This window comes from Gordonia desulfuricans NBRC 100010 (assembly GCF_001485495.1).
GTDB lineage: Bacteria > Actinomycetota > Actinomycetes > Mycobacteriales > Mycobacteriaceae > Gordonia > Gordonia desulfuricans.
Genome location: NZ_BCNF01000091.1, coordinates 23,509 through 37,706 on the forward strand (window position 1 = coordinate 23,509; position 14,198 = coordinate 37,706).

General features: G+C 66.8%; 13 protein-coding genes. 3 read left to right on the forward strand and 10 right to left on the reverse strand.

Annotated features, from left to right (window positions below; translation table 11 throughout):
- Positions 1–4 precede the first annotated feature (4 nt).
- The 6 genes from GD1_RS15205 to GD1_RS15230 all read right to left on the reverse strand — a co-directional run bounded on the left by GD1_RS15205 (position 5) and on the right by GD1_RS15230 (position 5,706).
- The gene (locus GD1_RS15205) at positions 5–1,237 is read right to left on the reverse strand and encodes a M20 family metallopeptidase (protein WP_083534245.1); all 1,233 of its coding nucleotides are present in this window, start codon (positions 1,235–1,237) and stop codon (positions 5–7) included.
- An 8-nt stretch (positions 1,238–1,245) separates the two neighbouring features.
- Complete coding sequence (locus GD1_RS15210; RefSeq protein ID WP_059037951.1) at positions 1,246–2,157, reverse strand: DUF1028 domain-containing protein; 912 nt, start codon at positions 2,155–2,157, stop codon at positions 1,246–1,248.
- A 16-nt stretch (positions 2,158–2,173) separates the two neighbouring features.
- Positions 2,174–2,995: an alpha/beta fold hydrolase gene (locus tag GD1_RS15215; protein WP_083534247.1), complete on the reverse strand. Its 822-nt coding sequence runs from the start codon at positions 2,993–2,995 to the stop codon at positions 2,174–2,176.
- Between the two features lie 60 nt (positions 2,996–3,055).
- Positions 3,056–3,550, reverse strand: coding sequence for a YybH family protein (locus GD1_RS15220; protein WP_059037956.1), 495 nt, complete (start codon positions 3,548–3,550; stop codon positions 3,056–3,058).
- Between the two features lie 130 nt (positions 3,551–3,680).
- Entirely contained in the window at positions 3,681–4,787 is a 1,107-nt protein-coding gene (locus GD1_RS15225; RefSeq protein WP_083534248.1) for a VWA domain-containing protein, read from the reverse strand.
- On the reverse strand, positions 4,780–5,706 hold the full coding sequence (locus GD1_RS15230; RefSeq protein ID WP_157079499.1) for an AAA family ATPase: 927 nt from the start codon (positions 5,704–5,706) through the stop codon (positions 4,780–4,782). Before GD1_RS15230 ends, GD1_RS15225 begins: the two co-directional genes overlap by 8 nt.
- Positions 5,707–5,951: 245 nt before the next feature.
- Here GD1_RS15230 and GD1_RS15235 point away from each other — a divergent pair, with 245 nt between their 5' ends.
- Positions 5,952–6,941 carry an LLM class flavin-dependent oxidoreductase gene (locus GD1_RS15235; RefSeq protein ID WP_059037959.1) on the forward strand — a complete coding sequence of 330 codons (990 nt, stop codon included), beginning with the start codon at positions 5,952–5,954 and terminating at the stop codon, positions 6,939–6,941.
- A gap of 271 nt (positions 6,942–7,212) precedes the next feature.
- On the forward strand, positions 7,213–7,491 hold the full coding sequence (locus tag GD1_RS24775; protein WP_157079500.1) for a hypothetical protein: 279 nt from the start codon (positions 7,213–7,215) through the stop codon (positions 7,489–7,491).
- 532 nt (positions 7,492–8,023) lie between these two features.
- On the opposite strand, the gene GD1_RS15240 is transcribed toward GD1_RS24775, so the two are convergent.
- The 4 genes from GD1_RS15240 to GD1_RS15255 form a co-directional block, all read right to left on the reverse strand.
- Positions 8,024–8,815 carry a heparin-binding hemagglutinin gene (locus tag GD1_RS15240; RefSeq protein WP_059037961.1) on the reverse strand — a complete coding sequence of 264 codons (792 nt, stop codon included), beginning with the start codon at positions 8,813–8,815 and terminating at the stop codon, positions 8,024–8,026.
- 156 nt (positions 8,816–8,971) lie between these two features.
- Positions 8,972–9,877, reverse strand: a complete 906-nt coding sequence (locus GD1_RS15245; RefSeq protein ID WP_280513269.1) for a 3-hydroxybutyryl-CoA dehydrogenase — start codon at positions 9,875–9,877, stop codon at positions 8,972–8,974.
- Between the two features lie 166 nt (positions 9,878–10,043).
- A complete protein-coding gene (aceA, locus tag GD1_RS15250) occupies positions 10,044–11,336 on the reverse strand; it encodes an isocitrate lyase (protein WP_020789498.1) in 1,293 nt (430 codons plus the stop codon).
- Positions 11,337–11,790: 454 nt separating this feature from the next.
- Positions 11,791–12,570 carry a hypothetical protein gene (locus GD1_RS15255; protein ID WP_202926652.1) on the reverse strand — a complete coding sequence of 260 codons (780 nt, stop codon included), beginning with the start codon at positions 12,568–12,570 and terminating at the stop codon, positions 11,791–11,793.
- A 35-nt stretch (positions 12,571–12,605) separates the two neighbouring features.
- Here GD1_RS15255 and ramB point away from each other — a divergent pair, with 35 nt between their 5' ends.
- Positions 12,606–14,027, forward strand: a complete 1,422-nt coding sequence (gene ramB / locus GD1_RS15260; RefSeq protein ID WP_020792197.1) for an acetate metabolism transcriptional regulator RamB — start codon at positions 12,606–12,608, stop codon at positions 14,025–14,027.
- Positions 14,028–14,198: the final 171 nt, after the last annotated feature.

Here is a 14,198-nt window from a genome sequence, read left to right on the forward strand (position 1 = left end):
TGGCCTAGGTGTGGTGCAGATGTTTCGAAGCTGTAAAGCAACTGTAGATGCGCGCCATCACAGCCGTTGCGGACACAAGGTCTTCGACCTCCACATACTCGTCTACCACATGGGCCAGCGACAGATCCCCGGGTCCGAAAACCACAGTGGGAATTCCCAATTGATTTCGCATGAATCGGGCATCGGTGGTGAACGGAAGACCTGTGAACGTCGGCGTGACACCCAGCACAGACGCTGCCGCATCGGCGACGAGACCGACGAATTCGTTGTCCGGTGAGATCTCCGACGGCTCGCAGTAGGTGGTCACCTCGATGTCGTAGTCGTCAGTACTCACACCCGCGGTGGCGATGCCGCGCCGCAGCCCGTCGAGCAGGGATTCGGCCGTGTCACCGGGGACCGCCCGCCGATCGACCTCCAGCACGCAACGTTCGGCGACCACGTTCGGACCGATGCCGCCGTTGATCATGCCGACATTGCAGGTGGTGCGCCCCAGTAGCGGATGCTCGGCACTGCCGGCGAAGGTTCGTCCATGCAGGACATCGGTGATGTGGGCGGCCGCGACGATTGCACTCCTGCCTCGGGAAGGCTCGCTGCCGTGCGCTGGGATCCCGTGGGTGGTGATGCGCGCGAACATCAGACCTCGCTCTGCGATACACAGCATCAGGCTGGTCGGCTCGGGCACGATTGCGGCATCGGCGTGAATCAGCTGTTGATCGAGCAGATATGCGGTCCCGTGGCGGCCACCGAGCTCTTCGTCTGCCACGAAGTGGAAGGTGATATCGCACGGAAGTTCGATACCCACCTGGCGGCAGTGTATGAGCGCTGCGATCGAGGCGGCAACCCCGCCCTTCATATCGGTGGCTCCGCGCCCGTAGAGGCGCCCGTCGACCACCTCGGCACCCCACGGGTCGTGCCGCCACCGCGAGGGATCGGCGGGCACCGTATCGATGTGACCGTTGACCAATAGCACCGGCTTCCGGTCGGAGCCGCCGACGCCAGAATCGCTTGCCGTAGAGGCAATCACACTGGCGCGACCAGCGCCGTCCTCGATGATCTCCGGATCGAGGCCGAGCCGGTCGAGGACGCCGCACAGGTGCTCGGCCACCGCTCGCTCATGTCCTGGCGGGTTGGTCGATGCTATGCGCACGAGGTCTCGGGTGAGACCGAGGACTGTCGTCACGTCCACAGCGCCGACGTCTACCGTGCCGACGCCGTTGTCCCCGGCGCTGCCGTTCATCCTGTGGGTCATCGCAGCGCCGCCAGTTCCTCCGACGTCAAGAACCCCGCCGCGGACACCCGACCGAGGAAGACCTCGAGATCCGGGTTGAGCTCGATCGCCCGCGCAAGGTCTGCTCGGCCACGTTCGAGTCGTCCGGCACGGGCCGCGAGCACTCCGGACCAGAACAGCGGTTCGGCGCTGGGCGCGAGAACCTCTGCCGCCCTGGCCAGATCGGTCAACGCGGTGTCGAGATCACCAGGGGCCGGTTCGCGGTAGGGGCCGACCATCAGACCGGGCGCGAACATCGTCGACGACACCGAATCGAAAGCTCTACGCAGTCGAAGAAGTCGGCGAAGCTCCTCGATCGGGTCCGGGTGGTCGTCGACCCGCAGATCGACGACCACGCGTTCCCAAGGCCGGTTGCCGTCGTCGACGTCGACCACCACCAACGACGCTCCTTGACTGCCCCGGAGATCTCCACCGGCAGCCTCGGCGGCCGCCATCGCTGCCATGACTCGATCGGCGAGATCGCCGTCGCAAGAATGGAATGCAGCGACCATCGCCGGCAGCACGTCGGCAGAGCGGAGCATGTTGCCCTGCACGGCGAGCGGACCGTCGACGATGCTGCCCGCCGCCTCGATACACGACTGTCCGGTCCACGACGCGGCATCTCCGGTGACCCCGAGCATCGCGACCTGACGAACCCCTGGCGCATCGTCGAGGGCCAGCAACTCCTCCAGAACTGTCTGCGCAGGTGCGTGCGGCAAGCGGGCCAGACCCTGGACACCATAAGTCCCGTTGACGAATGCCTGGGTCGCGATGACCCCGACACCCGCGCGTGCGAGGGTCACCGAAGCGCCCGGCGCGAAGAAGTGGGATTCGCAGGCGACCGCGAGCTGCCCGGCTCGGTCATCACGCGCGACGATTGAATAGGTCACAACAGCTCTTCCCTGCTCAGGGTAGGTCCACGAGTGTGGACTCGACGATGGCGGCTACACGATGAGGAACTTCGAGCATTGGCAGGTGGCCAACGCCGTCGAGGACACGAACCGCCGCAGCCGTCGTTCCCAGGGCCTCGGCCATGTCCCGAGCCATTGCGGGCGGACACGTGGGGTCGGCGGCGCCGACGACAACCGTCACCGGCGGCAGCACACCGGCGGCGCGTAGCCCTTCGGCCACCGGACGAGCATCGGCCCGGCCGAAGGTCGTCTCGATGTTGGCAACCACGGTTTCCACCGAACGCCCCTCTGCGGCGAACTGTGTCAGCCGCTCTGCACTGCCGGGCGCGGCCTGCGGACCGAGGATCTCGCCACCGTGCCGATCGAACCACTCGCGCACGCCCAGTTCCCGCAGCGCTGCGGTCATCTCGGCGAGGTCGGCGGCGCCGACACCCAGATGCAACGTGGCACCGAACAGGCCGATGCTGGCCACCCGCTCCGGTGCTGCAGCGGTGAACTCCACCGACACCGCTCCGCCGATGGACCCACCGAGCAGGTGCACACGGTCGAGACCGAGATGGTCGGCCACGGCCCGGGCATCGGCGGCGAAATCCGACGGGTATCGCTGCTCGCCCTCGGCGGAGCGCCCGTGTCCGCGATAGTCGACAGCGATGACCCTGCGTGACAGCGAACCCACCGAATCCGACCAGATCCCCGCGGCGGTGTTCACCGGATGCAGACACAGCACCGGGGCCAACCCCTCGTCGCCGGTCCACTCGAGATACGACACCTCACCCGCAGGTCCCCGAACATGGCCTCGCACAACATCAGTCGTCATCGCACACGTGCTCCTCACTACTCGCGGACACAGCCGCCCGAACGATACTCGGAAAGTGTGTCAGGACTCCTGCGGAAAACGAGGGGTCTCCGGCGGTGCGATCGGAGAGGCATGGAAGTGCCAGATCTTCCACTCCGGGTTCCCCTTACCGTCGTCGCGGCGGTAGACCTCGGTCACCCGGAACACCGTTGGCTCCTCGTCGACCTTCATCAGTCCGGTGGAACCGGTGCCCGACACCAGTGCGCTCCAGATGGTGGTCAGATAACCGAGGTTGCCCTCGACGTGGATCACGGGCTCTTCCACGAGCTTCATGTCCTCGAGGTTGAAACCGATGGAGTGCAGGCCCTCCCAGAGCTTCACCTTCTCGTCGACACTGGTGTAAGTGTGTCCATTGAGGTTGAACTGCAGGTAGCCCGGGTTGGCGAAGTTCGGGTACATCTTCTCGATGACCAGATCATTGTTGGAATCCAGCCAGGACAGGTGGACCGCCTTGATCGCGGCAACATCCTTTTCGTCATTGACCGGAACGGATACGGTGGTCGAAGCGACACTCATGTGAAGGTCATCCTTCTTACTCGTTGTGACGTACTCGTTGTGACTCGGACCCCTTCATCATCGGAGATGCCGCACCGCAATCCAATGCACCACGACGACAAACCATCGACGACGAATTCTCCGTATTCGGTCAAGCGTGGGCCGGCATTCCCAGCCCGTCGAGGACGCGATCGGCAATAGTGATCAGCGAGTCTGCATGGTGAGCCGTCACCAGCCCATCGAGTAGCGGCGCGGCTGCGAGCATGCTTCGCTGGAGGAGTTCGTAGGCATCGTCACCGAGAAGCGGGCTACACCAGACAATTCCGGTGGATCTGGCGCGTAGCTTGCGGAGTGCAGCGGCGAGGCGGTCGGGCGGGTCGGAGTCCAGCCCGTCACTGAACACCATGATCGAGGCCGCACGGAGGCAACGGTCGTGGAGTTGACGCGTTGACAGCTCGTCGAGACAGGTGGCCAGTCGGGTACCGGAGCCGATTCCCTCACAGCGCTGCACGGCCCGGTCGATCGCCAAGTCGAGATCGCGACGTCGGAATTCCTCGGTCACCTCGGTGAGGGCAGTGCCAATGCAGAAGACCCGCACGACTGTGCCACCGAGACCCCGGGTGAGTGCGAATGCCAAGGCCAGCCACGGCCGCACGTAGGCGTCCATCGAATGGGAGCAGTCGATCAGCATGATCACGGGACGCCGACGTTCTCGTCTGCGGCGCAGGATCATCCGGTCGGGAAGTGATCCGGTGGCGATGGCGATGCGCATGACCGCCGCGAGATCGACTCCACCGCGCGTCGCGCCCCGCCACCGAGCCCGGCGCACCGCGATCCGACGACGGATGGCAGCGGCGATGATCGCCGGCACCTCGTCGCGATCGGCGTCGGCGAGTTCCCCGAAGTCCGTTGCGGAGTCGACCTTCTGCGCCGCTACCAGCGCCGTCTCCACATCACGTGCCTCGTCGCCCAGATCAGCGGCGGCGGCTCGGCGGTGAGGGTGGTCCGGCGAGGTATGGCCGGCCGATCGACTGTCGGGAACCGTACCGAAGTAGCTTCGGTACGCCGTTTCGAAGGTCGCGAGATCCGCGGCAGAGGTGACCACGAGGAGCCGGGCGCACCAGTACAGCGACACCTCCCCGCTCACCAGCGCGCGATGGACATCGATGACACGTCCCGTGCCGACCGCGATTCCCGCACCTCGCAACGCCCGAAAGAATCCGTGTATCGTATGCGATTGCCCGAGAGACTCATCCATCCGAATCCGATCGATCCGAGACGATCTCGCCCAGACCGAGGCCACCGATTTCGGTCTCGACGAGTCGTTTGTCGGTGCGGGTCTTCACCAGGACCCCGCTGGTTGCGGTCGCGGACTGGACCGTCAGCACACCGCCGCTGAGGCCGGCCACCGCGCGCGCCCAGTCGATCACCTCCGCGGTCCCCGGCGTCCGCTCCAGCGGTAGCCCGCGAATACGGTTAACGGCGTCGACGACCGCCGCGGCGAGCGCCGGCCCCGCGCCGGGAACGGCCATCCGCACGATCTCGGCTTCCTCGGCGGGCGCAGGGAGGTCGATCCAGTGATACACGCATCGCCGACGGAGCGCACCGTGGAGTTCGCGGGTCGCGTTGGATGTCAGGATCACCCACGGCGCGACTTCCGGTGGCCCGATCGTTCCGAGCTCCGGAATCGACATCGTGTACCCAGAGAGAAACTCCAGGAGCAGTGCTTCGAATTCTTCGTCGCTTCGATCGATCTCGTCGATCAGTAGGACGCATCCAGCGGGTTCGGACAATGCCTGCAGGAGTGGCCGTCGCAGGAGGTACTCCCTCGTGTACACCGAACCCACAGTGTGCAGGGGGTCACGGGTCTGTGGGGAGTCCGGGTTCACACAGGAGGCATCACCGATGTATGCACTCGACATGGTCGACTGCATCGTCAACAGCTGTTTGCGATAGTCCCAGTCGTAAAGGGCCGCGGAGGCATCGATCCCCTCGTGACACTGCAATCGGATGAACGATCTGCCGCTCATCCGCGCCAGAGCCGACGCGCACGAGGTCTTCCCGACGCCTGGCTCTCCCTCGAGCAGGAGCGGCTGGTCGAGCAGGATCGCCAAGAACACCGCCGTCCGCACGCCCTCGTCAGCCAGGTATCCCGCCGACCGCAGGCGCTCGCCCAAGGCTGTCGGACCACCGGTTGGGAGGGTGTCGGGTCGGCACACATCGTCAGGGAAGCCCACCGGTCCATGATCACACCAGGGCACCTCAGGCGCTTGTCCGTATCCGACAAGCCGATCGGCCAAGGTTGGCAACCTCGCTGATGCCGGACCGCCCGAGAGCACGCGAGAATGGGGATCACCGCCAGAAGCCGGACGGACATCGATCCGCGCTCGGCTCGAGAACGCAAGCGAACAGTGAGGACATCATGGCGAAGACTTCCGTCGGCGTATTCATCGCGACCTCCACCCCTCCCGAGGACATCGGCTCGAAGGCCGCCCTCGCCGAAGAACTCGGGTTCGGCGAGGTCTGGACCGCAGAGGACTATTTCCAGTACGGCGGATTCACCGCGGCGGCCGCCGCGCTCGCGGCAACCACCGACGTCCGCGTGGGGCTGGGCATCGTCGCTTCGGTGGCGCGGCACCCGGCGGTGACGGCGATGGAAACGGCCACGCTAGCCCGATGCCACCCCGGCCGCTTCATAGCCGGCATCGGACACGGTGTCCCGTTCTGGACGGGTCAGATGGGGTTGACGCCGAAATCCCCGCTGACCGCGCTGCGTGAGTGCGTGACCGCGGTGCGGGCATTGCTGTCCGGGGAGACCGTCACCTCCGAGGGCAGACAGTTCACCTTCGACAACGTGGCATTGGCCCACCCGCCAACGATCGTGCCGGAGATCGTGACCGGTGTACTGGGTCCGAAGTCCCTGGCACTGTCGGGCGAGATCGCCGACGGCACGGTGATGAGTGTGTTGGCCGGCGCGACCTACTTGGAGGCGGTCGTCGCCGATATCAGCCGCGGCATGACGGTCTCGGGCCGCACCGAGCACTCGCTGCCAACCTTCGCGCTCTTCAGTATCGATGAGGATGAAGACGCAGCGCGACAACGTGTTCGCGGACCACTCGCCGGTTACCTGGCGGCTGTCGGTCCCCATAACCCGCTATCGGCGGCCTACGGCTACAACGAGACGCTGGCAGAGCTGATCACCTTGGCCCCCGACGAGTTTGCCGCGGCACTACCCGAGGAGTGGATCGACACCCTCACGGTTGCGGGAAACCCGGCTTCGGTCGGACGGCGCATCGAGGAACTACGCGCGGCCGGCGCCACGAGCGTCGTTCTCTCACCGGTCGATCCGGCCACAGCGGCAGCGGAATTGCGCCTGTTTGCTGATACCACCCTTCGAGAAATCCCCGAGTAACCGGCGCCGCCGTGGCGAGTTCGGCCCCACGCCTCGCGCATCGGGTCGGGAGCAATGACCGCCTCGATGTCGCGTGAGCGGTGCAGTTCGCGGATCGCTCTCGGTGAGTACGTCTGTGGCGCCGGACTTCGTCCGGTCGCATACGAAGACAGCCTTGGCCACTGGCGTCGACCCGCGGGTACGCGAACCGGTCACAGAACCCGGCGAAGCCGGGTGATGCTGCTGTGGGTGGTAGATCGCGGGAACCGTACCACCTGCGACGATGCGGGGTGTGGCCGACGATCTTGTCCCGCCGGCCATGCCCGAGCACCGCGAGCCTGTCGATCGTGTCGACACCCATCACCATGCCCGCGACCGCCGACACCTTCCGACTGTCGTGAGTGCCGGAATCGCCAGCCATGGTCAACTGGCGGATTCAAGGGGTCGGCCACTCCTCATCGGCCGATTGTTCCGACCCACACGGGTGTCCAACTCCATGATCGGGACGATTCCCGCCACGGCGATCAGCTTGTGGTCATCGAACGATACCGACTTCACCGGCAAGCTATGAGATGGTCGCATCTGCGAGATGCCCCTTCCTCATGCGTGGAGTGAGCCTGTGACACTCCTGAGCTGCACTCGGACAGAACATTTCTCGTTTATCGCGCCGGAGGATCCGACGAATCCACCCACAATCGACGGATTCAGGCCGAATCGATGGAACGACTTGGTCACCGGCTGGTTCGCGAGCCATCGTCGCCGTCCGCGCTGGACGGCGTCGACGCCCTTCGGGATCGTGACCGGCAGCGACGAGATGGCCGACGGCAGCCGCGTCCTGATCTGACCGAGTTCTGTTGGCGCCCAATCTATTCAATGATCGAGATGAATTGGATGCTCGGGTGGCAATGCCGGCCGGTCGGACCCACCGACACCGACTGCGGGCGTGAACGCGATGCGGGCGTATGCCCGCGACGAGGGCTGGCTTCGGGTCCCGCCCACCGACGGCCAATGACGAAGGCACCCGAGGGAAATCCCTCGGGTGCCTTCGTTGTTCAGCTGTTGCCGCGATCCGGATGCGGCGGTGATTCAGATGCGATGGACGATCACTCGTCGGTATCGGCGTCGGTGTCGGCAGCGTCGTCGGCAGCGGTGGCCGGGGCCTTCTTGGCGGGGGCCCGCTTGGCGGCGATCTTCTTGGCCGGCGAGGACTTGGCGGTGCGCGCCTTGCCCTCCACGGTCCCGGCGGCACCGTCGATCTTGGCGGCGGCGGCAGCGGACTGCTCCTTGATGTCGGCACCGGCTGCGGCGGCGGCCTCGGCGGCGTCGTCGAGGCGCTCACCGATCTCGAGGGCGGCCTCGTCGACGACGTCACCGATCTTGTCGGCGGCCTCGGCGAGGTCGTCGGAGACCTCACCGGCGCGAGCGCCGACCAGGCCGGCGATCTTGGCGGCCTGCTCACCGACGGAGCGGGTCTGGTGCGAGACCACACCGAGGGCGTCCTCGGTGATGTCGACGGCGTCGTTGTAGGTCTTCTCGGCGCGGGTCAGACCCTCCTGCACCAGCGGCTGACGCCAGAGACGCTCGACGGTCTCCTCGCCGCGCTCGGCGAGCGAGTTGTACAGGGTGGTGGCGAGCTCCACGTAGGGCTCGGCGATCTTGCGGAGCTCTTCGGGGCTGAGCTTGGCGCGGAGCTCCTCGATGGCCGAGGGCACCTCGTCGGGCAGGCCCGCAACCTTGGTGCGGGTCTCCTCGAACCGCGAGGTCGCGGTGTCGGTGACGGATTCGGTGCGCTCGCGCAGCTGGGCGACGGCCTCGGTGACCTGCGAGACGGCAAGGTCCCCGGCGCCGATGACGGCGTAGAACGGCTGGGTGAGGGTACGGTCGGCGGTGGTCATGGCGGGCCTCCTTGATTCGGGTTCTCCACCAGTATCCATGTTCTGCTAGCAATTGCAAGCACTTTGTTAGCAGCGTCTCTCCGGCACGCTCCACCCGAAGCCGGACAAAGCGGTCGACCCGGGCCCCGGTGACCTCACGGACACCATCGGTCCACGTCAGCGACCGGTTCCGTTCTCCGCATAGACATGGAAACCGCGGCCCGACTTCTTCCCGAGCCGGCCGTCGGCCACCATCCGACGCAGCAGGGCCGGTGGCGCATACAGCGGCTCGTCGAACTCCGCGTGCATCTTCTCGGCGATCGCGACGACGGTGTCGAGACCGATCAGATCGGCCAGCCGCAGCGGCCCCATCGGATGCGCGCACCCGAGCACCATGCCCTTGTCGATGTCCTCGACGGAGGCGAATCCGCTCTCGGCCATCCGGATCGCCGACAGCAGATACGGGATCAGCAGGGCGTTGACGATGAAGCCCGATCGGTCTCCCGAGTGGATCACCTGTTTGCCCAGCACGTCGTTGGCGAAGGCCTCGGCACGGGCGCCGACCTCCGGCGCGGTCGCCGCCGTGGTGACCATCTCGACCAGCGGCAACACCGGGACCGGATGGAAGAAGTGCAACCCGATCACCCGGTCCGGATGGCGCGTGGCCGCCCCCAGCGTCACGATCGGGATCGACGATGTCGCCGAGGCGAGCACGGCATGCGAATCGGCGACCACGGCGTCGAGCCGGGCGAAGATCTCGGTCTTGACCGCATCGTCCTCGACGACGGCCTCGCACACCAGCTGCCGGTCGGCGAAGTCCTCGAGGTCGGAGCAGAAGCGCAGCCGCCAGGCCGCCTGTTCCCGTTCACGTTCGGTGAGCGCACCGCTGGAGACACCCCGGTCGAGCGAGCGCAGGATGCGCGTGCGGCCGGCCAGCGCGCTCTCCCGGGTGGGTTCGTAGACCAGGACGTCGGCGTGCGCCCGGGCGCAGACCTCGGCGATACCCGCACCCATCTGCCCGGCACCGATCACGCCGACCCGGCTGATCTTCTCGCCCGGGCGCGCGGTGTTCTCGCTGGGCACGGTCGACTCCTCACGGTCGGGTGGACAGGACTCGAGTGGACGGGAGCCGGCTGGTCGGGACTCACCGACAGACCGGTCCCCGGATAGCGAAAAGCCCGGGGCGAGCGGGAGTTTCCCCACTCGCCCCGGGCTGTCAGTCACGCGTGGCGTCTCGCCGGGCGAGTTCCTAGTGGAACTGGCCTTCCTCGGTCGAGCCCTTCAGGGCTGCGGTCGAGGTGTTCGGGTCGACGGTGGTGGCGATCCGGTCGAAGTAGCCGGCGCCGACCTCACGCTGGTGCTTGGTGGCGGTGTAGCCGCGCTCCTCGGCAGCGAACTCGCGCTCCTGCAGGTCGACGTAGGCGGTCATCTGGTTGCGGGCGTAGCCGTAGGCCAGATCGAACATCGAGTAGTTGAGGGCGTGGAAGCCGGCCAGGGTGATGAACTGGAACTTGAAGCCCATCGCGCCGAGCTCGTTCTGGAACTTCGCGATGGTCGAGTCGTCCAGGTGCTGCTTCCAGTTGAACGACGGCGAGCAGTTGTAGGCCAGGAGCTGGTCGGGGAACTCGCTCTTGACGGCCTCGGCGAACTTGCGGGCCAGCTCGAGATCGGGCTTGCCGGTCTCCATCCAGATCAGGTCGGCGTAGGGAGCGTATGCCTTCGCACGGGCGATGCAGGGCTCGATGCCCTTCTGCACGTTGTAGAAGCCCTCGGAGGTGCGCTCACCGGTGACGAACGGCTTGTCGCGATCGTCGACGTCGGAGGTGATCAGGGTCGCGGCCTCGGCATCGGTACGGGCGATGACGACGGTCGGGGTGTTCGCGACGTCGGCGGCCAGACGAGCCGAGGTCAGGGTGCGGATGTGCTGCTGGGTGGGGATGAGCACCTTGCCACCGAGGTGGCCGCACTTCTTCTCCGAGGCGAGCTGATCCTCCCAGTGGGTACCGGCGGCACCCGCGGCGATCATGGCCTTCTGCAGCTCGTAGACGTTGAGGGCGCCACCGAAGCCGGCCTCACCGTCGGCGACGATCGGCACCAGCCAGTTGTCCACCGAGTCGTCGCCCTCGACGGCGGCGATCTCGTCGGCGCGCAGCAGCGCGTTGTTGATGCGGCGGACCACGGCCGGAACCGAGTTGGCCGGGTACAGCGACTGGTCGGGGTAGGTGTGACCCGAGAGGTTCGCGTCACCGGCGACCTGCCAACCGGACAGGTAGATGGCCTTCAGGCCGGCGCGAACCTGCTGGACGGCCATGTTGCCGGTCAGCGCACCGAGCGCGTTGATGTAGGAGTCGTCACCCTTGGTGACACCCTCCCAGAGGATCTCGGCACCGCGACGGGCGAGGGTGTTCTCCTCGACGACCGAGCCCTGCAGATCGGCGACCTGCTGCGCGGTGTACTCGCGGGTGATGCCCTTCCAACGGGGGTTGGTGTCCCAATCCTGCTGGATCTCGGCGGCGGTACGGGGCTTTCCGACGTTGCTCATTGGCCACTTCGCTTTCGTTGTGCTGCTGCTCGGCCCAGGTGTCCGGCCGAAGGTGGTCCGCGCTGTCCGCACGAACCCTGTCTTCAGACAGCCGGGAGATGAGTGAGTGTTGCGATTTCGGGGCCGAAACGGGGTTTCGGTCTCGAGGTTTGCCAACTCTCGGTGATCCCTCGGTGTTGCCTGGGACCAAGAGTGCCATAGCCCAAACCTGCAGGTCCAGTCCCCTTTCCCTGTGAACCGAGGCGAGGATTTGGCGACAATTTGCAAAGTTTGCGAATCTGATTGTGTGAAGACGTCGGGTCGCAGCGCCAAAAAGTACGCGCGTACTGGGATTTTTCCCGGGCCCCGTCGACGTGCCCCGGAGGGCCCGGCCGGGCCGGATCGCGACACCGGACACCGGCCCAGGGCCGTCGATGTGACGACTCTCACATGTCAGAGTGGTGGACCTGCCCGGTCAGCTGCGGTCGGCGGCCGCCCGGACCGCATCGCCGAAGAGCACCACGAAGTCCTCGGCGGGCATCGGTGCGCGTGCCGCCGGGGCCGCCGCATCCGGGGCGGTCGCGGCGGTGGGCTCCCCCGACACCGTCAGCTGCACGGTGACCACGTTCTTCCCCGGGCGCTGGACCAGCGCATATCCGGCATAGGAGATCCGCGACTGGCGGCCACCGTCGGGCAGGGTGGTGGTGATCGCCGACGCCACGAGGTGCATCCGTTCCACCGCGTCGCGGTGCTCGGCGAGGTCCGGGTCGTCGAGGGTGGTGTACTCCGTCGTCACCCGGGTCCCGGCCATGTTGCCGTCGACGATGGTGGTCTCGGTACGCGCGCATCGCCCGGTGGTCGCCACCACGTCGGCGGCGATGTCCCGCTCGGCGGTCGTCACCAGCTCCACCAGCGTCCCGGTTCCCGAGGTGGCGGCGAGGACCGCGGCGTCGGTGCCGGACAGTTGCGGTTGCAGGGCGGCGTCGGCGGTGGGCCGGCACTGTTCGGGGACGATCGTGGTGTTCGCGGCGGCCTTCAGCGATGCCGCGTCGGCGGCGACGAGCTGGTCCACCGTCAGCGGCGAGGGCGTGAACCCGGTGGGTAGCCCGCCCGGGTCGAGGATCAGGTCGGCCGGGGCCTTGCCGACCACCGGGATCGGGGCCTGCCCCGCACCACACCCCGCGACCGCACCACCAGCGGTGATCACGGCGACGATCGCCATCACGACGCGCACCGCTCCCCGTCCCCCATGCACGCGCCTCACCGTACCCTGAACACGGAGGTCAACCGATGCCGACGAAGACATACGTGGGTTCACGCCTGCGCCAGCTGCGTTCCGAGCGCGGCCTCTCGCAGGTCGCCCTCGCCCAGACCCTGGAGATCTCGCCGTCGTATCTCAATCAGATCGAGCACGACGCACGTCCGCTGTCGGCCAAGGTCCTCGCCCGGATCACCGAGACCTTCGGCGTCGACGGCGGATTCTTCGACTCGCAGGACGACGTGCGCCTGGTCGCCGAGCTCCGGGAGGTGTTGCTCGACGACGACGTCGAGGCCCCCGAGACCGCGGCCGATGCCGCCGAGATCTCCGCGATGGTCTCCGCCCACCCCGACATCGCGCAGGCGATGGTCAATCTCTACCGCCGCTACCGCAACACCACCGACCACCTCGCGGCCGCCACCGACGACCGGAACGATCGCTCCATGCGCGGGTCCATCACCGCACCCCACGAGGAGGTGCGCGACTACTTCTACCAGCGCCGCAACTACATTCACGAGCTCGACATCGCCGCGGAGGAGCTGACCACCCGCATGCGGATGCACTCCGGCGACATCCGCCGCGAGATCATGGACCGGCTCGAGAAGGTCCACGGCGTCACCATCGCCCGGCGCGTCGACCTGGGCGACTACATCCTGCACCGCTTCGATCCGGAATCCCGTCGCCTCGAGGTGTCGGCGGCACTCTCCTCGGGGCAGCGTGCCTTCAAGCTCGCCGCCGAGCTGGCCCTGCTGGAATTCGGTGACCTGATCGACGAGCAGGTGGAGGTCGGCGGGTTCACCAGCGATCAGGCACGGTCGTTGGCCCGCTACGGCCTGGCCAACTACTCCGCGGCGGCGACCCTGCTCCCCTACGCCCAATTCCACGGTGCGGCTGAGGATTTCCGCTACGACATCGAACGCCTGTCGGCGTTCTACGCGGTGAGTTTCGAGACCATCTGTCACCGGCTGTCGACCCTGCAGCGGCCCAACCTGCGCGGGGTGCCGTGGTCGTTCGTCCGCGTCGACCGGGCCGGGAACATGTCGAAGCGTCAGTCGGCCACCGGTTTCCACTTCTCGTCGTCGGGCGGTACCTGCCCGCTGTGGAATGTCTACGAGACCTTCGGTTCGCCCGGCAAGATCCTGACGCAGATCGCCGAGATGCCCGACGGCCGTGAGTACTTCTGGATCGCCCGCACCGTCGAGCGTCGGGCCGCCCGATTCGGCCAGCCCGGCAAGACCTTCGCCATCGGCCTGGGATGCGAGCTACGGCACGCCGCCCGGGTGATCTACTCCGACGGCCTGGAGATCGGGCCGCAGGCCCGGATCACCGAGATCGGCGCCGGTTGCCGGGTATGCGAGCGGCAGCATTGCGCCCAACGCGCCTTCCCCGCACTGGGTTCGACACTGCGGATCACCGAGCACGGTTCGTCGGTGTCGCCCTACATGACATTGTGATCGGGCCGAGCACCGCCCCATACGATGATCGAACCGATACCCAGCGTCCACCCCCTACGATGATTGAGCCGAGACCGAGCGAAGCGAGGACTCGAGTCGAAATCTCCGCCGGCCGAGGTCGCCCACGCACCCACCACAGAGGCGGTTACCGCCACCCCACCCACACCAGGC